At 63.1% G+C, this 21,433-nt stretch carries 23 protein-coding genes; 18 read left to right on the top strand and 5 right to left on the bottom strand.

Features of this window, described 5'->3' with window-relative positions; translation table 11 throughout:
- Positions 1–50 precede the first annotated feature (50 nt).
- Positions 51–1,808, top strand: coding sequence for a gamma-glutamyltransferase (ggt, locus tag NT26_RS06010; protein WP_052637895.1), 1,758 nt, complete (start codon positions 51–53; stop codon positions 1,806–1,808).
- Positions 1,809–1,854: 46 nt separating this feature from the next.
- The gene (locus NT26_RS06005; RefSeq protein ID WP_052637894.1) at positions 1,855–3,102 is read left to right on the top strand and encodes a cytochrome P450; all 1,248 of its coding nucleotides are present in this window, start codon (positions 1,855–1,857) and stop codon (positions 3,100–3,102) included.
- Here the strand turns inward: NT26_RS06005 and NT26_RS06000 are convergent, their stop codons facing one another.
- Positions 3,103–3,447: a cupin domain-containing protein gene (locus NT26_RS06000; RefSeq protein WP_052637893.1), complete on the bottom strand. Its 345-nt coding sequence runs from the start codon at positions 3,445–3,447 to the stop codon at positions 3,103–3,105.
- 5 nt (positions 3,448–3,452) lie between these two features.
- The gene (locus NT26_RS05995) at positions 3,453–4,736 is read right to left on the bottom strand and encodes an O-acetylhomoserine aminocarboxypropyltransferase (protein WP_052637892.1); all 1,284 of its coding nucleotides are present in this window, start codon (positions 4,734–4,736) and stop codon (positions 3,453–3,455) included.
- Between the two features lie 114 nt (positions 4,737–4,850).
- On the opposite strand from NT26_RS05995, the gene NT26_RS05990 reads away from it, so the two are divergent.
- A complete protein-coding gene (locus tag NT26_RS05990; protein ID WP_052637891.1) occupies positions 4,851–5,276 on the top strand; it encodes a DUF6455 family protein in 426 nt (141 codons plus the stop codon).
- Between the two features lie 4 nt (positions 5,277–5,280).
- On the opposite strand, the gene NT26_RS05985 is transcribed toward NT26_RS05990, so the two are convergent.
- Positions 5,281–5,709 (bottom strand): CoA-binding protein, encoded by a 429-nt coding sequence (locus NT26_RS05985; RefSeq protein WP_052637890.1) that lies wholly within the window; start codon positions 5,707–5,709, stop codon positions 5,281–5,283.
- 157 nt (positions 5,710–5,866) lie between these two features.
- Here NT26_RS05985 and NT26_RS05980 point away from each other — a divergent pair, with 157 nt between their 5' ends.
- From NT26_RS05980 to argC, 5 genes are all read left to right on the top strand, one after another.
- Complete coding sequence (locus NT26_RS05980) at positions 5,867–6,292, top strand: PaaI family thioesterase (protein ID WP_052637889.1); 426 nt, start codon at positions 5,867–5,869, stop codon at positions 6,290–6,292.
- A 223-nt stretch (positions 6,293–6,515) separates the two neighbouring features.
- The gene (gene rplM, locus NT26_RS05975; RefSeq protein ID WP_052637888.1) at positions 6,516–6,980 is read left to right on the top strand and encodes a 50S ribosomal protein L13; all 465 of its coding nucleotides are present in this window, start codon (positions 6,516–6,518) and stop codon (positions 6,978–6,980) included.
- Positions 6,981–6,982: 2 nt separating this feature from the next.
- Positions 6,983–7,450, top strand: a complete 468-nt coding sequence (gene rpsI / locus NT26_RS05970) for a 30S ribosomal protein S9 (protein ID WP_052637887.1) — start codon at positions 6,983–6,985, stop codon at positions 7,448–7,450.
- Positions 7,451–7,559: 109 nt separating this feature from the next.
- The gene (gene speB, locus NT26_RS05965; RefSeq protein WP_052637886.1) at positions 7,560–8,513 is read left to right on the top strand and encodes an agmatinase; all 954 of its coding nucleotides are present in this window, start codon (positions 7,560–7,562) and stop codon (positions 8,511–8,513) included.
- Between the two features lie 64 nt (positions 8,514–8,577).
- Positions 8,578–9,507, top strand: coding sequence for an N-acetyl-gamma-glutamyl-phosphate reductase (gene argC, locus NT26_RS05960; RefSeq protein ID WP_052637885.1), 930 nt, complete (start codon positions 8,578–8,580; stop codon positions 9,505–9,507).
- A gap of 49 nt (positions 9,508–9,556) precedes the next feature.
- Here argC and NT26_RS05955 read toward each other — a convergent pair whose 3' ends face one another.
- Complete coding sequence (locus tag NT26_RS05955) at positions 9,557–10,657, bottom strand: COX15/CtaA family protein (protein WP_052637884.1); 1,101 nt, start codon at positions 10,655–10,657, stop codon at positions 9,557–9,559.
- A gap of 141 nt (positions 10,658–10,798) precedes the next feature.
- Here NT26_RS05955 and NT26_RS05950 point away from each other — a divergent pair, with 141 nt between their 5' ends.
- Together NT26_RS05950 and NT26_RS05945 are read left to right on the top strand one after the other, a co-directional pair.
- Positions 10,799–11,014 carry a DUF2842 domain-containing protein gene (locus NT26_RS05950; protein WP_052637883.1) on the top strand — a complete coding sequence of 72 codons (216 nt, stop codon included), beginning with the start codon at positions 10,799–10,801 and terminating at the stop codon, positions 11,012–11,014.
- A gap of 200 nt (positions 11,015–11,214) precedes the next feature.
- Positions 11,215–12,339, top strand: coding sequence for a GNAT family N-acetyltransferase (locus NT26_RS05945; protein WP_162197781.1), 1,125 nt, complete (start codon positions 11,215–11,217; stop codon positions 12,337–12,339).
- 11 nt (positions 12,340–12,350) lie between these two features.
- Here the strand turns inward: NT26_RS05945 and NT26_RS05940 are convergent, their stop codons facing one another.
- Positions 12,351–14,522 carry a GumC family protein gene (locus NT26_RS05940; protein WP_052637881.1) on the bottom strand — a complete coding sequence of 724 codons (2,172 nt, stop codon included), beginning with the start codon at positions 14,520–14,522 and terminating at the stop codon, positions 12,351–12,353.
- Positions 14,523–14,684: 162 nt separating this feature from the next.
- On the opposite strand from NT26_RS05940, the gene NT26_RS05935 reads away from it, so the two are divergent.
- The 8 genes from NT26_RS05935 (at position 14,685) to phnC (ending at position 21,415) form a co-directional block, all read left to right on the top strand.
- Positions 14,685–15,260, top strand: coding sequence for a polysaccharide biosynthesis/export family protein (locus NT26_RS05935; RefSeq protein ID WP_052637880.1), 576 nt, complete (start codon positions 14,685–14,687; stop codon positions 15,258–15,260).
- A 6-nt stretch (positions 15,261–15,266) separates the two neighbouring features.
- Entirely contained in the window at positions 15,267–16,427 is a 1,161-nt protein-coding gene (locus tag NT26_RS05930; RefSeq protein WP_052637879.1) for a glycosyltransferase family 4 protein, read from the top strand.
- A gap of 90 nt (positions 16,428–16,517) precedes the next feature.
- The gene (locus tag NT26_RS05925) at positions 16,518–18,071 is read left to right on the top strand and encodes an undecaprenyl-phosphate glucose phosphotransferase (protein ID WP_052637878.1); all 1,554 of its coding nucleotides are present in this window, start codon (positions 16,518–16,520) and stop codon (positions 18,069–18,071) included.
- Positions 18,068–19,318, top strand: coding sequence for an O-antigen ligase family protein (locus NT26_RS05920; protein WP_052637877.1), 1,251 nt, complete (start codon positions 18,068–18,070; stop codon positions 19,316–19,318). The genes NT26_RS05925 and NT26_RS05920 overlap by 4 nt, the downstream gene beginning before the upstream one ends.
- Positions 19,319–19,349: 31 nt before the next feature.
- On the top strand, positions 19,350–19,640 hold the full coding sequence (locus NT26_RS05915; RefSeq protein ID WP_052637876.1) for a helix-turn-helix domain-containing protein: 291 nt from the start codon (positions 19,350–19,352) through the stop codon (positions 19,638–19,640).
- 95 nt (positions 19,641–19,735) lie between these two features.
- On the top strand, positions 19,736–19,924 hold the full coding sequence (locus tag NT26_RS05910; RefSeq protein ID WP_052637875.1) for a hypothetical protein: 189 nt from the start codon (positions 19,736–19,738) through the stop codon (positions 19,922–19,924).
- A 133-nt stretch (positions 19,925–20,057) separates the two neighbouring features.
- Positions 20,058–20,399: a hypothetical protein gene (locus NT26_RS05905; RefSeq protein WP_052637874.1), complete on the top strand. Its 342-nt coding sequence runs from the start codon at positions 20,058–20,060 to the stop codon at positions 20,397–20,399.
- Between the two features lie 167 nt (positions 20,400–20,566).
- Positions 20,567–21,415, top strand: coding sequence for a phosphonate ABC transporter ATP-binding protein (gene phnC, locus NT26_RS05900; RefSeq protein WP_052637873.1), 849 nt, complete (start codon positions 20,567–20,569; stop codon positions 21,413–21,415).
- The last annotated feature ends 18 nt before the right edge of the window (positions 21,416–21,433 follow it).

Genomic DNA, 21,433 nt, shown 5'->3' with positions numbered 1-21,433 from the left:
CATGCGGGTAGCCAGCGATCGCCATCGATGGCCAACGGCGGGAGCACGACATGCAGTCACTTCGCCTATCAGGCATCATTCTGAGCCTTTTCCTCACAACCGGTCCACTTTCCGCGCAACAGGCGTCCGACGCCCTTACACCAGAGGCGGCCACGCGAACGGCGACAGCCGAACGGGCGGAGGCAAAGCGGTTCATGGTCGCCGCCGCCAACCCTCTCGCTGCAGAAGCCGGGCGAGACGTACTAGCTGATGGCGGAAACGCAATTGACGCCATGGTCGCCGTGCAGACGGTGCTGGGCCTTGTGGAGCCACAGAGCTCCGGCCTCGGTGGCGGTGCCTTCCTCGTCTACTACGACGCATCATCCGGCAAGATCACCACGTTCGACGGGCGAGAGACGGCCCCGATGGAGGCGACACCGAAGCTCTTCCTGGACGATCAAGGACAGCCGCTGAAATTCATGGATGCCGTGGTCGGTGGACGGTCCGTGGGCACACCGGGCACAGTCAAGCTGATGCACGAGGTTCATTCGCGGCTTGGCACCTCCGAGTGGTCCGGGCTGCTCGACCCGGCCATCAAACTGGCCTCCGAGGGGTTCGAGGTCTCCCCACGCCTGGCCTCGCTCGTCGCAGCCGAAGGCGACAAGCTGAAGACCCATGAGAGCACCACGAGCTACTTCTTCGACGAGGCCGGCGCACCGCTGAAGGTCGGTAGTGTCCTGAAGAACGAGCCCTATGCTGAGACATTGAGGGCGATCGCCGCTGGCGGCGCAGAAGCCTTCTACGAGGGCGCCATTGCCGAAGCAATCGTCAAGACGGTAAGGGAGGCGACGGGCAACCCGGGCGTCCTCTCGCTCTCGGATCTGGCAAACTATCGCATCAAGGAGCGCCAAGCCGTCTGCATCACCTACAGAGCGCTCGACATCTGCGGCATGGGACCGCCCTCCTCGGGCGGCATCGCCGTAGGGCAGATGCTGGGCGTTCTGGAGAACTTCGACCTGCGTGGCCTCGGGCCGCGGAACCCGGAGAGCTGGCGGGTGATCGGCGACGCACAGCGGCTCGCCTTCGCCGATCGCGAGCGCTACCTCGCCGACACCGATTTCGTGCCGGCGCCGATCAAGGGCCTGCTTTCGAAGGAATATCTGGCTGAACGAGCGTCCCTGCTGGACGCCGACAAGGCGCTTGCTCCAGATGCCGTCAAGGCCGGGGAGCCGGAATGGGATCACGCGCTTCTCTTTAGCGATGGGGAAGCGATCGAACTGCCTTCGACCAGCCACTTCGTCATCGTCGATGCGAACGGCAACGTCGTCTCCATGACGACGACGATCGAGAATGGCTTCGGCTCGCGGCTGATGACCAACGGCTTCCTGCTTAACAACGAACTGACCGACTTCTCCTTCAAGACACATAATGCCGGAGTACCGGTCGCCAACCGTGTGGAGCCTGGGAAACGGCCGCGCTCCTCCATGTCGCCGACGATCGTGATGAAGGACGGCAAGCCGCTTCTGGCGATCGGCTCACCCGGTGGCAGCCAGATCATCGGTTATGTTGCCCAGGCCCTGATCGCCTACATCGACTGGCAGATGCCGGTGGAGGAGATCGTCACCATGCCGCATCTCATCAACCGCTTCGGTAGCTACGACCTGGAGGCCGGCACCTGGGCGGAAGAGCTGGCCGAGCCGCTCAAGACACTGGGCTACGAGGTGAAGCTCGGCGACATGACCTCCGGTCTCCACGTGATTGAGCTGACGCCGGGCGGCCTTGCCGGCAGTGCCGACCCGAGGCGCGAGGGCGTGGCACTCGCGGATTAGTCCGAGGCTCTTCCGGAGGTTGAGAGATTGCGGTAGGCCTCTGGCCATGACCGATATACCCTCCTTCCTTCCCATCGATCCCACCACCCGTCGTGTCTCGCTCGATGGGCGGGACCCTGCCTTCTACGGCGACCCGAACCGTGTCTATGCCGCGCTTCACCAGCACTGCCCGACCTTCTATTGGGAGGAGCAGAGGCAGTGGTTCTTTACCGGCTATCACCACGTCAACGCACTGCTCCGCGACCGTCGCTTCGGACGGCAGATACTCCACATCGCCAGCCGCGAGGACCTGGGGCTGCCGGAACCGCAGCCGCATCTGGCAAACTTCGACCTTGTGGAGCGCCACTCGCTGCTCGAGATCGAGCCGCCGGAGCACACGCGGCTCAGGACGCTGGTCAACCGCGCATTCGTGTCCCGCCACATCGAGCGGCTACGGCCAGAGATCGCCGTACTGGCGGAGCAACTGATTGACGGGTTCGAGAAGGACGGAAAGACTGAACTCCTTTCCTCCTTTGCCGACATCATTCCCGTGACGATGATCGCGCGGATGATCGGCATCCCCGACGAGATGGGTCCGCAGCTCCTGAAATGGAGCCACGACTATGTCGGCATGTACATGTTCAAGCGGACCCGCGAGGACGAGCTTGCCGCCGACCGCTCGGCGCGGGAGTTTGCCGACTACGTGAAGACGCTGATTGCAGAGCGCCGGAACGCCCCGCGCGACGATCTGCTGAGCCACATGATCCATACGGAGCACAAGGGGCAATATCTGAGCGAGGACGAGCTGGTCTCCACGACGATCGTGCTCCTCAATGCCGGCCACGAGGCAACCGTCCACCAGATCGGAAATTCCGTGCGCGTCATCCTGGAGAGCGGCCTTCCACCTGCGGAGATGTTTCGTGATGAGGTGGCGACGGAGCGGACGGTCGAGGAAACGCTGCGCATCTGCGCTCCCGTCCACATCTTCCGGCGCTGGGCTCTGGAGGACGTCGAGGTCGACGGCGTTGTCCTTAAGCGCGGGGACAAGGTGAGCCTCATTCTCGCCGCCGCCAATCTCGATCCGAACAAGTTCGCCGAGCCGCTGGTCTTCAACCCGGAGCGGCAGGAGGCTCCCAACCTCTCCTTCGGCGCCGGCATCCATTTCTGCATCGGTGCGCCGCTCGCCCGGCTGGAACTCAAGACAGTGCTGCCTATCCTCTTCCGCCGCCTTCCCGGCCTCAGGATGGCCAAGACCCCGCGCGTGAAGGATGTCTATCACTTCCACGGCCTGGAGCGGCTGGATCTGGCCTGGTGATCAGAGCCTGATCACGTAGTCCTTGCGAGTCGTTTCAACGACTTCCCAGGTTCCCTTGAAGCCGGGTCTGAGAACGAGGCGATCGCCCGCGCGGAGGTGGAAGGCTTCGCCTCCTTCCTCCGTAACGATAGAATACCCGTCGAGGATGTGGAAATACTCCCACTCCTCGTAGGTGATCCGCCACTTGCCCGGCGTCGATTCCCAGACGCCGGCATAGAGGCCGCCCTCCGCCTCCTCGAAATTCCAGGTCCGGAAACTCGGATCACCCGAGATCAGCCGGTCAGGCGCCGGAGCGCCCTCCTCCGGCTCGATCGAGGAAAGGTCGAAGCGGAGCGCGGCGGACATGTCGCTCAGATCTTCGCGAGCGACTGCTCGAGGTCGGCGATGATGTCCGACTGATCCTCGATGCCGATCGACAGGCGCACCACGTCCGGCCCGGCGCCTGCGGCGACTTGCTGTTCTTCCGAAAGCTGGCGGTGCGTGGTCGAGGCCGGGTGGATGACGAGCGAGCGGGTGTCTCCGATGTTGGCGAGATGCGAGAACATCTGCAGGCCCTCCACGAAGGCCTTGCCCGCGTCGTAGCCCCCCTTCAGCCCGAAGGTGAACACCGCACCGGCACCCTTTGGTGAATAGCGGCGCTGCAGGGTGTTGTTGGGATCGTCCTCCAGACCGGCATAGTTCACCCACGCGACCTTGTCGTGTCCCTTCAGCCATTTGGCGACCGCCAAAGCATTGTCGCAATGGCGCTGCATGCGCAGCGGAAGCGTTTCTATACCGGTCAGGATCATGAAGGCGTTGAAGGGCGAAATGGCCGCGCCGAGGTCGCGAAGGCCCAGCACCCGGCAGGCGATCGCGAAGGCGATATTGCCAAAGGTCTGGTGCAGCACGACGCCGGCATATTCCGGCCGCGGTTCCGAGAGCATCGGATACTTGCCGGACGCGGACCAATCGAAGGTGCCGCCATCGACGATGATGCCGCCCATTGAATTGCCGTGGCCGCCAAGGAATTTGGTGAGCGAGTGGATGACGAGATCCGCGCCGTGCTCCAGCGGACGAAGGAGATAGGGGCTTGCCATCGTGTTGTCGACGATCAGCGGCAAGCCGTGGCGGTGCGCGACATCCGCGATGGCCGCAATATCGACGAAGGTACCGCCCGGATTGGCGAGGCTTTCGATGAAGACGCCCTTGGTGCGCTCGTCGACCAGGCTCGCAAAGCTCTCCGGATCAGCAGGATCGGCCCAGCGCACCTCCCATCCGAAGTTCTTGAATGCATGGCCGAACTGGTTGATCGAGCCGCCATAGAGCTTGCGGGCAGCGATGAAGTTGTCGCCCGGCTTCATGATCGTGTGGAAGACGAGCATCTGCGCTGCGTGTCCGGACGCCACTGCAAGTGCCGCCGTGCCGCCTTCCAGTGCCGCAACGCGCTCCTCCAGGACCGCCTGCGTCGGATTCATGATGCGGGTGTAGATATTGCCGAACTGCTGCAGGCCGAAGAGAGCCGCCGCATGATCCGCATCATTAAAGACGAAGGAGGTCGTCTGGTAGATGGGCGTCGCCCTGGCCCCGGTGGTCGGGTCGGGTTGGGCGCCCGCGTGAACGGCCAGCGTTGCGAAGCCCGGATTTTGCGTGGTCATGTCGTCCTCCTCCTGCGGAATTCATCGGGCCACAACAAAGCGTTTTGGTTGATCCCGATCAAGGAAATTCCATCCCTTGGCGCTAGCCTTGAAAAAAGAAGAGAGGAGTCCGTCATGCAAACGGTAGCACATTCATCCGGGACGATTGCCTCGCGCCTGCTGAACTGGTGCGCAAAGGCTTGGGAGGCCACGGTCGAGGGAGACGTCATCGGCAGCCTGGATGACCAGGCCCTGCGAGAAATCGCCCGCGATTGCTGCGTGACGCCCGACCAGTTGCTGCAACTGGCAAAGGCGGGACCACACGCGGCCGATGAGATGATCGCACTGATGACGGCTCTCAACATCGACCCGGACGAGGCAGCCCATGCGCATGCCTTCCAGTTCCGCGACATGCAGATCACCTGTTCGGCCTGCACGTCGAAGGAGCGCTGCCGAAGGGACCTGGCTCGTCACGCTGCCGATCAGGAATATGTCCACTATTGCGGCAACGCCGAACACCTGAACGGCATGCGCGCGGAGCCGGATCTGCTGATCGCCTGAGGCGTCACCCCATCAGCCGCGGATACTCGATCGCCGGGCAGCGGTCCATGACGACCTTCAGACCGGCGGCCTCGGCCTTGGCTGCGGCGTCGACGTCCCGCACGCTCAACTGCCCCCAGATCACTTTGGGCTTCTGCGGCAGGGCGAGCGCCTCATCCACCACCCCGTCCAGGTATTCGGCGGCGCGGAAGACATCCACCATGTCGACCGGTTCCGGAATGTCGGCAAGCTTGCCATAAACCTTCTGCCCGTGGATCTCCTTGCCTGCCTGCCCGGGGTTGACGGGAAACACGCGGTAGCCCTTCGACAGCAGGAACCGCATAACGCTGTTGCTCGGCCGGTCGGGGTTGGGTGACGCGCCGAGCAGCGCGACCGTCTTCGTCGTCTTGAGGATATCGGTGATGTAGGCCGGATCATAATTGTCGTGGTTCATCGGTTCCTCCAGGGCTCGTTCATCTCGATCTAGATTTAGGGTCGATATCGCCCGATACATCCCCTCCACGGAAATCGCCTATGTTCGAAACGAGAAACTGGCCAGTTCGGCAATCGCTGCTAGAAGTGCTTTGAACCACGAACAGGCGGGGTAACGCATGCAGCCGGTCATGACATTGGACGAGATTCACGATTTTCTGGACCGGGAGTTTCCACAGATTCACATGGATGGCCGCGTGCTCGAGATCACGGACGTCCGTCCCGCGGGCCTGACCATGCGCTTCGATCCGGCGGACCGTCATCTGCGACCGGGCGCGACAATTTCCGGGCCCGCCATGTTCATGCTGGCGGATGTTGCCGCCTACGCGGCAATCCTTGCACATGTGGGTCCTGTGGCCCTCGCGGTCACCACCAGCCTCAACATCAACTTCCTGCGAAAGCCGAAGCTGGCCCCGCTCTTTTGCGACTGCCGCGTGCTCAAGCTCGGCAAGCGGCTGGCGGTCATCGATACCGTAGTGACACAAGGAAAAGCGGAAGAGCCGGTCTGCCAGGCGACCGCCACCTACTCAATCCCGCCTCCGTAGTTTGCGGTATTACAACACCACATTGGTAGGTTATTGATTTTACTTCGTGATTTTTCAGGCTCGTCAAACCAGCGTTCTTGACCACGGACAGCATCTCCCGGTATAAGCGCCGCAGATTGCTGACCTTCGCGGGCCGGCATTCTTTTTGGCGCCTCGCCGCCGAATTCAAGCAACAAGAAACGTCCCCGCTTTCGAGCATGGGGATCCAGTAGAAAGATACACAATGTCTACTTTCGTTCAGAAGCCTGCAGAGGTGGAGAAGAAGTGGGTGATCATCGACGCCGAAGGGCTCGTCGTCGGTCGCCTCGCCACCATCGTCGCCAACCGCCTGCGCGGCAAGCACAAGGCTACCTACACCCCCCATGTTGACGACGGCGACAACGTCATCATCATCAATGCCGAGAAGGTCGTCCTGACCGGCAAGAAGTACACCGACAAGAAGTACTACTGGCACACCGGCTATCCCGGCGGCATCAAGGAGCGCACTGCACGCGCCATCATCGAAGGCCGCTTCCCGGAGCGCGTCGTCGAGAAGGCGGTGGAGCGCATGATCCCGCGCGGCCCGCTCGGCCGTCGCCAGATGAAGAACCTGCGCGTCTATGCCGGCTCCAACCATCCCCACGAAGCACAGCAGCCGGTCGCTCTCGACGTGGCATCGCTGAACAAGAAGAACGTAAGGAGCGCCTGATAATGGCCGATCTCTCCTCTCTGAAGGATCTCGCTCCGGCGGCCGAAAGCCAGGCTCCGGTTCACGTCCGCAAGGTCGACGCGCAAGGCCGCTCCTATGCGACCGGCAAGCGCAAGAACGCGGTCGCCCGCGTATGGGTCAAGGCCGGCTCCGGCAAGATCGTCATCAACGGCAAGGACTACTCCGCATACTTCGCACGTCCGGTCCTGCAGATGATCCTGCAGCAGCCGCTCGTTGCTGCTGCCCGCACGGGCCAGTTCGACATCATCGCAACGGTTGCCGGCGGTGGGCTTTCCGGCCAGGCCGGCGCCGTTCGTCACGGTGTCTCCAAGGCGCTGACCTACTTCGAGCCGGGCCTGCGCTCGGTTCTCAAGAAGGGTGGCTTCCTGACCCGCGACAGCCGTGTCGTCGAGCGTAAGAAGTACGGCAAGGCCAAGGCCCGTCGTTCGTTCCAGTTCTCCAAGCGTTAATCGCTGCGGACTTCGGAATGCAGACAAGGCGGGGCTTCGGCTCCGCCTTTTCTTTTTGGCATCTGTCGCCAAGACTCCGCTCCAACTCGCTCAATCAGGTTCGCGCGTCATGCCCGGAAAGACCATCGACCACGCCTTCACCGCAACGGGCCTGACGTCCGCCGCGACCGACCCGACCTATGCCGGCGCTCTCTCCTTCATGCGCCGAAGGTTCAGCAAGAACGTCAGCGGCGCAGATGTGGTCGTCTGGGGCATCCCCTTCGACGCTGCCACATCCAACCGACCCGGCGCCCGCTTCGGACCGCAGGCGATCCGGCGCGCCTCCGCGATCTTCGACAACGACCCGCAATATCCTTTCGACCGCGACCTCTTCGCAGAGATGGCGGTGGTGGATTATGGGGATTGCCTGCTCGACTACGGCAACCACCACGAAACACCCGCGACGATCGAGCGCGAGGCCTCGGCGCTGATTGCCAAAGGTGCCTTCCTGCTCACCCTCGGCGGCGACCACTACATCACCTGGCCGCTCCTGAAGGCGCATGTCGCGCGGCATGGGCCGCTGGCGCTCGTCCAGTTCGACGCCCATCAGGACACCTGGTTCGACGACAACCGCCGTATAGACCACGGCTCCTTCGTTGCCCGAGCCGCCCGGGAAGGCCTGATCGATACCAGCCGCTCGATCCAGATTGGCATACGCACCCATGCGCCGGAAGATTGCGGCATCCGCATCCTCTACGGTCATGAGGTGGAAGAAATGACGGCAGGCGAGATCGCCGAGACCATCCTAGGGCATACGCAGGACGCACCGGCCTACCTCACCTTTGATATCGATTGCTTCGATCCGGCCTTCGCTCCCGGCACCGGAACACCGGTCGCAGGCGGGCCGTCAAGCGCGAAAGTCCTGTCGGTGCTGCGCAGGTTGCAGGGGCTCGATATCCGCGGAGCCGACGTCGTGGAAGTCGCGCCTGCCTACGACCACGCCGATGTTACCGCCATTGCTGGCGCAACGGTCGCCATGTATATGCTCGGGCTTCGGGCCGAGCGGCTTGCCGAAGGGCGTTGAAACAGCCGGCGGAAGCGCGCACAGTATTTGGCCCCAGGGCTATTGAACAGACAGGACTGACAAGATGGCGAAGATCTTCATCGACGGCGAACACGGCACGACAGGCCTGCAGATCCGCACGCGCCTGGCTGCCCGCCGCGACGTGGAGCTTCTATCGATTCCGGAAGTTGAGCGGCGCAATGCGGCGATGCGCGAGGACCTGCTGAACAGCGCCGACATCGCTATCCTCTGCCTGCCCGATGATGCTTCGCGCGAAGCGATCGGCATGCTCTCCGGCAACAATCATGTGCGGGTGATCGACACCTCGACCGCCTATCGGGTTGATCCGGCTTGGGCCTATGGTTTCGCCGAAATGGACAAGGCCCAGGCGGCGAAGATCCGCGATGCACGCTTCGTCGCCAATCCGGGCTGCTACCCAACCGGCGCTATCGGGTTGATCCGGCCGCTGCGGGCCTCCGGCATCATCCCCGACGGCTACCCGGTCACTGTCAATGCGGTTTCCGGTTATACCGGCGGCGGCAAGCAGATGATCGCCCAGATGGAGGATGCAAGCCGCGAGGATGCCATTACCGCCAACCACTTCCTCTACGGCCTCAACCTGAAGCACAAGCATGTGCCGGAAATGACCGTGCACGGCATGCTCGACCGGGCACCTGTGTTCTCGCCATCCGTCGGACGTTTCCCGCAGGGAATGATCGTCCAGGTCCCCCTCTTCCTGGAGGATCTCAAGAACGGCTTCACGCGGGAGAGCATCCACAAGGCTCTGGTCGCCCACTATTCCGGCCAGGACGTTGTCGAGGTGGTAGGACTGGAGGAGATGAAGTCGATCTCCCGCATCGACGCCGAGGAGCTGGCGGGCAAGGACACGATGAAGCTTTTCGTCTTCGGCAGCACGGGCGGCGACCACGTTAACCTCGTCGCCGTGCTCGACAATCTCGGCAAGGGCGCCTCGGGTGCGGCGGTCCAGAACATGGACATCATGCTCTCCGCGTGACGCCTGCGGAACGGAATTGAAAAAGGCCGCTTCCGCGGCCTTTTCAGCTTCAGTTACGCACTTCCACCCTCACCTCGCGCGGATACTCGCCAAGGAAGCCCCGCCAGTGGGCGACTGCAAAGCCAAGCACGATGAAGGCCATGCCCTGGTGCAGCAGCGCCGTATGGAGGTGGACCTGCGTCAGCAGGGTCATGATGCCGACACCCGCCTGGAGCAGGATCAGGCCGAGCAGCACCACGGAGCGACGCGCGTGGGTCGTACGAGGCGCATCCGCCAGCATCGTCACCATGTGCCAGACAGCGACCAGAAGCAGCGTGTAGGCGCCCACACGATGGACGAACTGCACGGTCTTGGGATTTTCGAACAGATTGATCCACCAGGGCTCCTGGATGAACAGCCCGCCCGGGACCAGGGCGCCATCCATCAGCGGCCAGGTATTGTAGGTGAGTCCGGCATCCAGTCCGGCCACCAGGGCACCGAGATAGATCTGGATGATGCAGAGCATGGCAACCGCTATCGCTCCGGCCTTGCCGCGGCCAGCGGGCGCGCGGTCGTCGCTGTGCGGCGCCAGTCCTCTCATGATCCAGACGCAGCCCGCGAAGATCAGGCAGGCGATAGTGAGATGGACCGCCAGACGGTACTGCGAAACGCTGGTGAGCTTGCTCAGTCCCGACGAGACCATCCACCAGCCAATGAAGCCCTGGAAGCCGCCAAGCGCCAGAAGCCCCACCAGCGGTCGGCGAATACGAGGCTCGATCCGCCCCGTCAGCCAGAAGAAGGCAAGCGGCAGGGCGAAGATCAGGCCGATGCCGCGCGCAAGGAACCGGTGCGCCCATTCCCACCAGAATATCGTCTTGAACTCGTCGAGCGACATCCCCTTGTTGATTTCCTGGTATTGCGGAATGCGCTTATAGAGTTCGAATTCCTCCTGCCACTCCTCGACGGATAGCGGCGGGACCACCCCATGGATCGGCTTCCATTCGGTAATCGAGAGGCCGGAACCGGTCAGCCGCGTCGCGCCGCCGACGATGACGAGACAGAGCAGCGTGAAGATCACGACGCCGAGCCAGATGCGCACCATCTTGCGGTCGCGGTCGCGCTTCTGCGTGCGTCCATGGATTTCCACTGCTGTTACGTCGGCCGCTGACATCATCGCTCCAGGGAATGGCAAGGCAGTCGAAATGCCTCGATCAAAGCCGTTGATTTGCCCCATGCACCCATGCAAAACAAGCCCCGGCGCTTTGCGGCATGCCGTCGCGGGCGTGCCATGCGCCGACCTCAGGAGAAGATCATGCCGCCAAGGCTGCGGAGTTTCATCGGAACGATCCTGATCATCTTCCTGGTGATCATCTATGCTCTCGTTGCGACAACGATCGCCACCCTGACGCTCGCCAACTACCCCTGGTGGGTCCACCTGCTCTACTTCCTGTTTTCCGGCCTGTTGTGGATCCTGCCGGCGATGCTCATCATCAAGTGGATGGCAGGCCCGGTCAGGAAGAGCGACTGACGACGCGTTCGGCGGAAGTTAACCACACCCAGCAAAGTTCCTTGGCCCTGGAAGCCTCGTAAACTCCGCTGCAAGTCAGGCAGACTATCATCGCATCCATCAAATCGGGTGGCGAGATGTTGCGTCAGAACCTCCAGGCCCAGGGCCATGTTCAGAAGGCGTCGGCCGCCGGACCGCCTGCGCCATTCGACGTGTGTTCAATGACGTTCGATATCCTCGATGCCCCGGAAGTGGTGGAAGCGGAATGGCGGGAACTTGCACGGCTACCGCATAATTCGCTTCACCAGGGTTTCGACTGGTGTTGTGCGTGGTGGCAGGCGGAGCAGCGGACGCCGCTGATTGTTCGTGGTCGCGCCGAAGGGCGAACCGTCATGCTGCTACCGCTCGAGCTGAGAACCGAATACGGACTGCGTACCGCGCGGTTTCCGGGCGAGAGGTTCAACAATGTCAACAGCAGCCTGACCAGCGCAGATTTCCTGCCGCTCGATCCCAAGGCTTCGCGCCGGTTGGTCGAGGCTCTGCACAAGGCTCTGGCGCCGCAGACCGATCTCCTCGTTCTCGATACCATGCCCCTTTCACTTGCGGGGACACAAAGTCCGTTTCACGCCCGGATGACATCCGAACATCCAGACCGTTCCTTCCAGCTCCCCCTCAAGGCAAGCATGGACGAAACGATCGCGCAGTTGAACGCGAAAACCCGACGCAAGCGGTACAGGCAACAGTGCCGGCGGCTCGAGGCCCTCGGCGGTTTCCAGCACTACTGCCCGGACGAGGTGAGCGAACAGCACGCGCTGCTCGATATTTTCTTCAATCAGAAATCGGATCGGCTGGCGGCCGCCGGCCTGCCTGACGTCTTTCGCCCGCCGCAGATCCGTCGCTTCTTCCATGGCCTGATCGACAGATCCGTCGGAGCCCGCGACTATGCCCTAAAACTGCACGCACTGCGGCTGGCAGACGAGGAGCGTAGCATCGTCGCCATCAGCGGGTTATCCCGCAAGGGAGACCACATCCTTTGCCAGTTCGGATCGATCGACGACAAGCTCTGCCCGGACGCAAGCCCGGGCGAGCTTCTCTTCTGGCTTCTGATCGAGCAGGCCTGCCGGGAAGGTGCGACAGTGTTCGACTTCGGCCTGGGAGACCAGCCCTACAAGCGCAGTTGGTGCACGCAGGAGACGATCCTGTACGACGTTCTCCTGCCGCTGTCATGGAAGGGTCGCCTGATGCGGCCAACCCTTGCAGCCATCGGCGGCCTGAAGAGGGCGATCAAGAGGAATGCCGGCCTCTACTCGTGGGCGCAACGCCTGCGCTCCCGGCTAGCTGGCTAAGGCCGCTTACTTCACGCCGCGCGGCGCCCGCTTGGAACGGTAGCATCGGACGCCATAACCAGGAGATTGTCGAAACCGGCGTTCCGGTAGCCGTCCAGCGTTGCGGAAAAGCTTTCACTGTGGGCATCGGCGATGGAGAAGATGATCTCGGCGTCGCGCCCACGGCTGAGGCGCGAGACCCCCTCGACATCGGCTGCCCCGCATTCGACCAGCACATGGTCATAGGCATCGGCAAGCGCGTCGATGATCATCGACAGGCGGTCGATGCCGCGCATGGCAGCCACGGCATCGGCATTGCCCTGTGGCACAATATGTGCGTCAGAAAGGCGGTCGCCATGAATGGCCTCGCCGAACGCTGCTTCTCCGCACAACAGGTCAGTGACCCCGGGCAATGTTCCGGCACCCATCAACCGGCTCGGGCAAGCCGAGCCCGTCATGTCGATCAGCACCACGGTCTTGCCGCGATCGGAAATGTCCCGTGCCAGCATCACCGTGGCGGTGGACCCTTTGTCGCCTTGCGGTGACACGGCAAGTGCCACCGAGACGTCGTAGCGGGTCAGGTAGTTCGCCACCGTCTCGATATTGAAGACTTCGTCCGAGTCCTCAGCATTTGGCCCAGGCACGGCTGGATCGGCTTCGCTCGGCTCTTCTGCCGGCGCAGGCTGCTCGTTCTGCAACCTCGCATGGATCTGGTCGAACTCCGCGGCGGCATCCGCCTGCATCCGATGGACGAGATGTTCATCGGCCTCGTCCCGCACCTCTGGTTCGATGCCGGGCGCTGCCTGCGAGGGCCTCAGCGCCCTGCCCGAGAACAGTTCGCCGAGCATGACGGCGATGGCGCCCATCACGAACGTCGCGAGTGATACGACGATCACGATCGGCACGACCTTGGGGAAGTAGGGCTCCTGGGGTTCTATGGCCGTGGAAACGATCCGTGCATCGGCGGGCGCCGCGCCGGGTTCCTGCCGCGATGCGGCCTCGCGGTAGCGGGCAAGGTAGGTCTCCAGCAATTGCCGCTGGGCCGCCGCCTCGCGTTCCAACGCACGAAGCCCCACCTCATCCTCGCCGGTGCGGGCGGAGTCGGCCTTGATCGTGTTCAACTGCTGGATGAGCTGCGTCTCACGCAGGCGGGAGACCTCTGCCTCGTTATCCAGGCTGGCAAGAATCTTCTGCGTCTCCGCCTCGATCTGTCGGCGGATTCCCTGAAGCTGCGCCCGCAGCCCCTTGAGACGGGGGTGGTTTTCCAGCAGCACGGTCGACTGATCGGATATCTGTGCCTGGAGGTTCGCTTCGGTCTCCTTCAATCGCTGGATCACCTGGGAACCTACGACATCCGTCAACGTGTCCGAGGCACGACCGGCATCCAGCGCCGCCCGAACGTTCTGCGCCCGTGCCTCGGCATTGGCCCGCTCTCCCCGTACCCGCGCGAGCTCGTTCGAAATGTCGTTGAGTTGCTGGGCCGCGAAACTGCCGCTCTGGGCAGTCTGGAAGAGGCCGGCTTCGGATCGGTAGTCGGCGACCTTGCGCTCGGCTTCGCGCACCTTCTCCGTCAGCGCCGTGATTTCCGGCTCGAGCCATTTGGCTGTGTCGGACTGCGTGTCCAGCTTGGCACCGCTTTCGAGCGCCAGGTAGACTTGCGCCATCTTGTTGGGAATGGCTGCGGCCAGCTTCGGATCATGCGATGAGAACTCGATCGCGATGATGCGCGAGTTCTCGATCGGATAGACCTTCAGCTTCTCCCGGAACTCGCGGACGACGCGTTCCTCGGGAGCGACCGATAAGGGATCCTGCGCCAGCCCGAGCAGGACGAAAGGACCGGGGAACAGCGAGTGTCCATCCGGATCGAATTCGGCGATCTCGTGCAGGCGCAGATCCCGCGCAACCTGCTTGATCAGGTCGCTCGACTGCAGGACCTCCGCCTGGCTCGTGATGTTGAGTGTATCGAGGACCGGGTCATTGCCGGACGCGGGCGTCTGGCCGGCGCTGAGGTTCGGGGATCGGGATTCGATCAGGATCCGCGCCTCGCCGCGGAAGCTCGGCGCCATTATCGTCGTTGCGACGAATGCGAGTCCTGCCGCCAGTGCCGTGGCGGCAAGCAACCGGCCCCTGCGCTGCCACACGGCAGAGAAGAGCCGTCCCAGGTCGATATCTGCATCCTGATCGTTGCCCATCACGCCCGACATATCGAAGCTCCAACCTCATCAACGGGCGCAATGGTAAACCACCATGGTAACGCGAGGGTTAATGGACGACGAGACAAGGGCAACCACATCTGCCTTTACCGGGCGTTAACCATGTTCGACCGATAAAAGGGCATCCATCTGCGCAGCCGGAGCATGCCGCGAATGTCATTCGCCAGTCGAAAAAGCCTCACGACAGTCGCCCTGGTCTCGATTGCCACGGCGCTTGCGGCCTGCTCTACTTCCCAGCCTGCGCCGAAGTCGTTCGACCAGGCAGCGGTGCAGCCCTACCGCCTCGACAGTGGCGACCGGCTGCGGATCACGGTCTTCGAGCAGTCCGGCCTCTCCAACACCTACACGGTCGACCAGGCCGGCTACATTGCCTTCCCACTGATCGGCCAGGTCGCGGCGCGCGGCGAGACGCTTCCGGCCCTTGAGGGAGCCATTGCGACTCGCCTGAAGCAGGGCTACCTGCGCGACCCGGACGTAACGATCGAAGTGGATCGCTATCGCCCCGTATTCGTGATGGGCGAGGTCGGCCGTCCCGGCCAGTATTCCTACGTGCCGGGCATGACGGCACAGAATGCCATCGCCATTGCCGGCGGCTTCACCCCGCGCGGAAACCAGCGGGACGTGGACGTGACGCGCAAGATAAACGGACGCATATTTACCGGTCGAACCGAGGTGTCGAGCCCGGTGCTCGCCGGTGACACAATCCACGTCCGCGAGCGGCTCTTCTGAGCCGGCATGGAACAATCGCGATCATTGCGGATCCTGCACTGCTTCCGGTCTCCGGTCGGCGGCATCTTCCGCCATGTTCGCGATCTCGTGGAGGAGCACCACGCTGCGGGGCATGCAGTGGGTATTCTCTGCGACAGCTCGACGGGCGGCGCCCATGAGGAGCGCATGTTCGATGCGGTCAAGCCGCATCTCGCGCTTGGCCTGACCCGCATCCCCATGCGCCGGGCGATATCGCCCTCCGACATTCCGGCGCTCTATCGCGCCTACCGGCACATCCGGAGCCTGCAGCCCGACATCCTGCACGGCCACGGAGCCAAGGGCGGCGCAATGGCCCGTCTGATCGGCTCCGCCCTGAAGCTCAACCAGCTCCCGGTGACACGGCTCTACTCGCCGCATGGAGGTAGCCTCCATTTCGATCCCGGCCAGCTTTCCGGAAAAATCGTCACCCGGTTGGAGCGACTGCAGGAGCACTTCACCGACGCCCTTGTCTTCGTCTGCGACTACGAGCGAAGGACGTATCAGGACAAGATCGGCGCGCCGCGCGTGCCGTTCCGGGTAATCCTCAACGGCGTCAGGGACTGCGAATTCGAGCCCGTTGCGCCGGAGACCGATGCAGCCGACTTCCTCTACATCGGCATGCTCCGCGACCTGAAGGGGCCGGATGTCTTCATCGACGCCTTCGCACGCACGGAACGCCTCATCGGACGCCCCTTGTCAGGCTTGGTCGTCGGGGATGGTCCTGATCATGATCGCTACATGACCCTGATCGCCGAACGCGGGCTTTCGCGGCGGCTGCGGATGCTGCCTGCCATGCCCGCTCGCGAGGCCTTCGCCATGGCTCATCTCGTCGTCGTTCCCTCGCGCGCCGAAGCCATGCCCTATGTCGTCATCGAGGCGCTGGCGGCCGGCAAGCCGGTGATCGCGTCGCGAGTGGGTGGCATACCGGAAATCCTCGGTAGCGGCAGCGAGGCGCTAGCAGTGCCCGGTGACCCCGCCGATCTGTCACGTATCATGGCCGACGCCATGTCCAACGGAGCTTGGCGAGATCGGGTGATGCCGAGACCCGAGGCCTTTCGCTCCGCCTTCTCGACATCCGCGATGGCGAGCCAGATGCTGCGCCTCTACCGGGAACTCGCAGCCCCACCGAGCTCCACCACCACATCCTAAAGCGTTTCTTAGCAACTTTCTGCTAGTCCGGACGATGACGGAACCAGGGGCCGCGCGCGCATGCGCATGCGCTGCAGGAGAACCAGTGCCATGAACGAACTGGGCGGAAAGGAGCGTTTCGACGCCGCATCCCTGCGCCGCAGGATCGCCGAACCCGAAACGGATGCCACTTCTGCAACCGACGAAAGCGACCAGCCGTCGGTGCTCAATCCGCTCGCCCGGCAGATTGCCCGCCAGTACCGCGACGAGAATTACTCTCCAACCCTTCTGATCGGCCAGATCCGACTTCTCGAATTTGCATCTCTCTTGGCCATCAACCTGCTGGCGGCGGCTATGCTCCTGTTCGCCGCTGCTCCACTGGGGCGGATCGCGGTCCTGTCACTCGGCTCCGCATTGACGGTGCTGCTGCTCCAGTTGGCCGACACTTACCATATCCCGATGCTGCGAAGCGCACGGCGCAGTCGCGGTCGGGTGGCTGCGGCCGCCGCCCTCGGCATCCTCGCCTCCGCGGGAGGCCTCTATCTGGTCGAAGGACAGAGGCTCGCGGCCGGCGAGTACCTCCTCTGGCTTGCCGCCGGAACCCTGTTTCTTCTGGTCGAACGCCAACTCATCGCGTTCGGCATCCAGCACTGGGCACGCAACGGCATCATGGAACGGCGGGCCGTCATCGTCGGAGGCGGCGAGCCCGCCAAGCAGCTGGTACGGGCGCTCGAGCAGCAATCCGACAACGACATCCGTATCTGCGGCGTCTTCGACGATCGCGGATCAATACGCTCACCGGCCGTCATCGCCGGCTATCCCAAGCTCGGCACCTTTGCAGAGCTGGTGGAGTTCGCCCGGCTCGCCCATGTCGACATGTTGATCATCGCGCTACCCGCCACTGCCGAGGCGCGCATCCTGCAGCTCCTGCGCAAGCTCTGGGTCCTGCCCGTCGACATCCGGCTGGCGGCACATGCCAATCAGCTACGTTTCAGGCCCCGATCCTATTCCCATGTGGGTGTGGTGCCGATGTTCGACATACTCGACAAGCCGATCCGGGACTGGGACTCCGTGGCCAAGCGGGCATTCGACATCGTCTTTGCCCTGCTTGCGCTTGCGCTCGCCTGGCCCATCATGCTCGGCGCAGCAATCGCCGTGAAGGCGACGTCGAAGGGACCTATCCTCTTCGTGCAGAAGCGCCATGGCTTCAACAACGAGGTCATCGACGTGCTCAAGTTCCGTTCGATGTACACGGAACAGGCGGACCCGACGGCCAAGCGGGCGGTCACCAAGGACGACCCGCGGGTGACGCCCGTTGGGCGCTTCCTGCGAAAGTCCTCGATCGACGAACTGCCGCAGTTGTACAACGTCCTGCGCGGCGACCTGTCGCTGGTCGGGCCGCGGCCCCATTCGGTCTACGCACAGACCGGGGAGCGCCGCTATGTGGATGTCGTCGAGAGCTACTTCGCCCGCCACAGGGTGAAGCCGGGCGTCACGGGCTGGGCGCAGATAAATGGCCTGCGCGGCGAACTCGACAGCGACGAGAAGATCCGGATGCGGACCTCCTATGATCTGCACTACATCGAGAACTGGTCGCTGCTGTTCGACCTGAAGATCCTCTTCCTGACGCCCATCCGGCTCCTGAAGGCGGAGAATGCCTATTGAGCGCGGTACCGGCCGATAGCCGCGTCGCGGCACCGGGGCGGGCAATTGCAGCCCTTGCAGGATCGGCGGCCATCGCCGTCGGTGTCTTCCTCTCCGGCTTCGTGATGTCGGAGCCGGCACCTTACGAACTGCTCATGGTCGGGCAGATCGTCGTCTGGTTCCTGCTTGGGCTGACCATATCCAGAACCGTCGCAATCCCGCTCGCCCTGTTCCTCGTCTTCAACGTCGGCGGAATGCTGTCGCTACTTGTCATGCCGGAAATGGCCGGTGGCCCGATCTACATCGCCGTTTCCACATTTCTCGCGCTCACCACTGTCCTCTATGCCGCGGTAATCGAGCAACGTCCGCAACGGCTCCAGATCATCTTCAAGGCCTGGGTAGCAGCTGCCCTTATCACCGGCACGCTCGGGATTCTGGGCTACTTCCATGCCTTTCCCGGCGCCGGCATTTTTACCCGTTATGAACGTGCCATGGGCGCCTTCGAAGACCCGAACGTCTTTGGCCCCTACCTCGTCGCCCCGATCCTCTACCTCCTGCACCGTCTCCTGACCGGCAGACTGGTGCAGGCACCCCTCCTCATCGCCGGACTGCTGGTGCTGGTCATGGGCGTCTTCCTCTCCTTCTCCCGTGCAGCCTGGGGATTACTGCTCTTTTCCAGCCCCATGCTCGTCTTCCTCATGCTGCTCAAGGAACGCACGGGAGCATTCCGGCTGAAGATCCTCGCGCTCAGCATCGCCGCGATCGTCCTGCTGGCGGTCGCCGTCATCATCGCCCTGCAGTTCGACCGGGTTTCCGACCTTTTCAGCAACCGCGCCCGTCTCGTGCAGGAATATGACGGCGCCCGCCTCGGCCGCTTCGAGCGCCACAAGATCGGCTTCCTCCTCGCAATGGAGCGGCCGTTGGGCCTGGGACCGATGGAGCTTGGTCGGATGTTCGGAGAGGACGAGCATAATATCTGGCTCAAGTCGCTGACGACCCACGGGTGGCTCGGCTTCGTTTCCTATGCGACGCTCATCTGCTGGACGCTTGCGGCTGGTTTCCGGTATCTCCTGCGTGACCGTCCCTGGCAGCCCTACCTGATGATCGGCTGGGTTATGATCCTGGGACATACCCTAATCGGCAATGTCATCGACACCGATCACTGGCGACACTTCTATCTGCTTCTCGGCATCGTCTGGGGCTGCATTGCTCTCGAGCAACGCCATCTGCGACGCTTCCCCTCGACCAACCATTTGCGGGACGCTTGACTTGCCCGGCGGCCGCACCAGATTTCCAGCCATGCTGACAGGAACACAAATTCGCGCCGGTCGCGCCATCGCCGGCCTCTCGATAGAAGACCTGGCCGCCGCAACCGGGCTTTCCGTGGAGGCGCTCAACGAGGCAGAGACATCGACGGCGGTCGATCCGGCGGTCGTCGAACGACTTCGACTCACTCTTGAGGCCAAGGGTGTCGTCTTTCTTGCGGCCGGCGAGGACAATCCCGGCGCCGGACCGGGGGTCCGGTTGCGCCAGCGCGCGACAGATGAGGGCATCCGTCCCCAGAACCTGAGTTCCGCCAACGACGGCTAGCGCTACTCCACGCCCACGTCTTTTTCTTCATCTTCTTCCGGAACTTCCTGCCCGACCCCGCGTTACAGGCGAAATGTCGCGTTCTGGGGGTTGAGATGAGTGAGCGGATCGACTTGGAGCAGTTCGAACAGAAGGGTCTCCGCAAGGTGTGGAGTGTGAGCGAATTTGCAAAACGCTACCGTCTTGACCGGACAGAGGAAGCACGTCTGCTGAAGCTCCTCGGTCCCTTCGCTTCCGAGCAGGAACTGCTCATGAACGCTTCGCGGACGCCCCGGTTTCGCTGAAAACGGGATGGGACCCATCCCTTCGCCTGCCATAGCCATTCCTCACAATTACCCTTGCAGATGCACGGAACCTATCGTTCACAATCGCGTTGGGGGCGTCATCAACGGCGGCCCCTCGCCAGCGGAGAAACAAATGCTTAAGACCCTTGCCAATATGGGCGTTGCCCTCGCTCTGACATTCGGTGGCGTCACTACCGCCGCGCAGATTGCCTCTGCGCAGGATCTGGAATTGCGGATCGGACCCGACGGTGTACGGCCCGTCATCCGGGACCGAGATCTGGATCGGGATCGCGATCGCGACCGGCGCTTCGACGAATGCAGCCCGCGCCTCGCCCTCTCCATCGCTCGCGATGCCGGCTTGCGCCGTGCCGAAGTGACGAGGATCACCCGACGGACGCTCACCGTCCAGGGCATGACGCGTCGCGGTCCCGAGCGGATGGTCTTCGCCAACGAGCGCGGCTGCCCGGAGCTCTGAGAGAGCCACATACCTCGACTCGATCTATCTACAACGCCAGAGGCCGCGGACGTCCCACCGGGACCGCCGCGGCCTCTTTAGTCTTTTTCACAAAACCTACATCAACGTGACATGAGCACTTCATGAAGCGCGGCTAGTGACCCCTCAGCTAGAACAGGGGGCACAGGATGCGACTGACGAACCTCACTCGGATATTTGGCACCCGCACGGCCGTTGATGCCGTCACCCTGGACATTCCGCAGGGCCAGATGGTCGGGATCATCGGCCGCTCGGGTGCAGGAAAGTCCACCCTGCTGCGGATGATGAACAGGCTCACCGACGCTTCATCCGGTACAATCCACTTCGGCGAGCTGGAAGTCTCCGCCCTCCGGGGAACCGAGCTTCGCCGCTGGCAGCGCGACTGCGCGATGATCTTCCAGCAGTTCAATCTCGTGCCGCGGCTCGACGTCCTGACCAATGTCCTGCTCGGACGGCTCAACCACCGCTCCACGGCCATGAGCGTGCTCAACCTCTTCACCCGCGAAGAGCGCATCATGGCGATCGCCGCCCTGGAACGGCTTGGGGTCGAACAGACTGCGCTGCAGCGGGCCGGCACACTGTCCGGCGGCCAGCAGCAACGCGTCGCGATCGCCCGCGCGCTGATGCAAGCCCCACGGCTGGTCCTCGCCGACGAACCCATCGCCTCGCTCGACCCGCTCAACGCGAAGATCGTCATGGACGCGCTGCGCGACATCAACGAGCGCGAGGGCATCACCGTCATCACCAACCTCCACACGCTCGATACGGCCCGGGCCTATTGCGAGCGCATCATCGGAATGGCCGGCGGACGCGTGGTCTTTGACGGCGCTCCGCACGAACTGACGGCGGATGCTGTCCAGGAAATCTACGGTTCTGATCGGCACGGTGCCGGCATCGATGAGACGATGACGTCCACCAGCATCAACATTCCTGCGGCCGCCGCAGCCGCCGCCCGACCATCCGAAGGCATCGGTGCCCTGGCTGCCGCCAGCGCCTGACCCGCCCCGATCGTAACG

Source organism: Pseudorhizobium banfieldiae, from assembly GCF_000967425.1.
Classification (GTDB): Bacteria; Pseudomonadota; Alphaproteobacteria; order Rhizobiales; family Rhizobiaceae; genus Neorhizobium; species Neorhizobium banfieldiae.
Note: the sequence above shows the minus strand (reverse complement) of the source record. Positions and strands in the feature narration are given on the sequence as shown.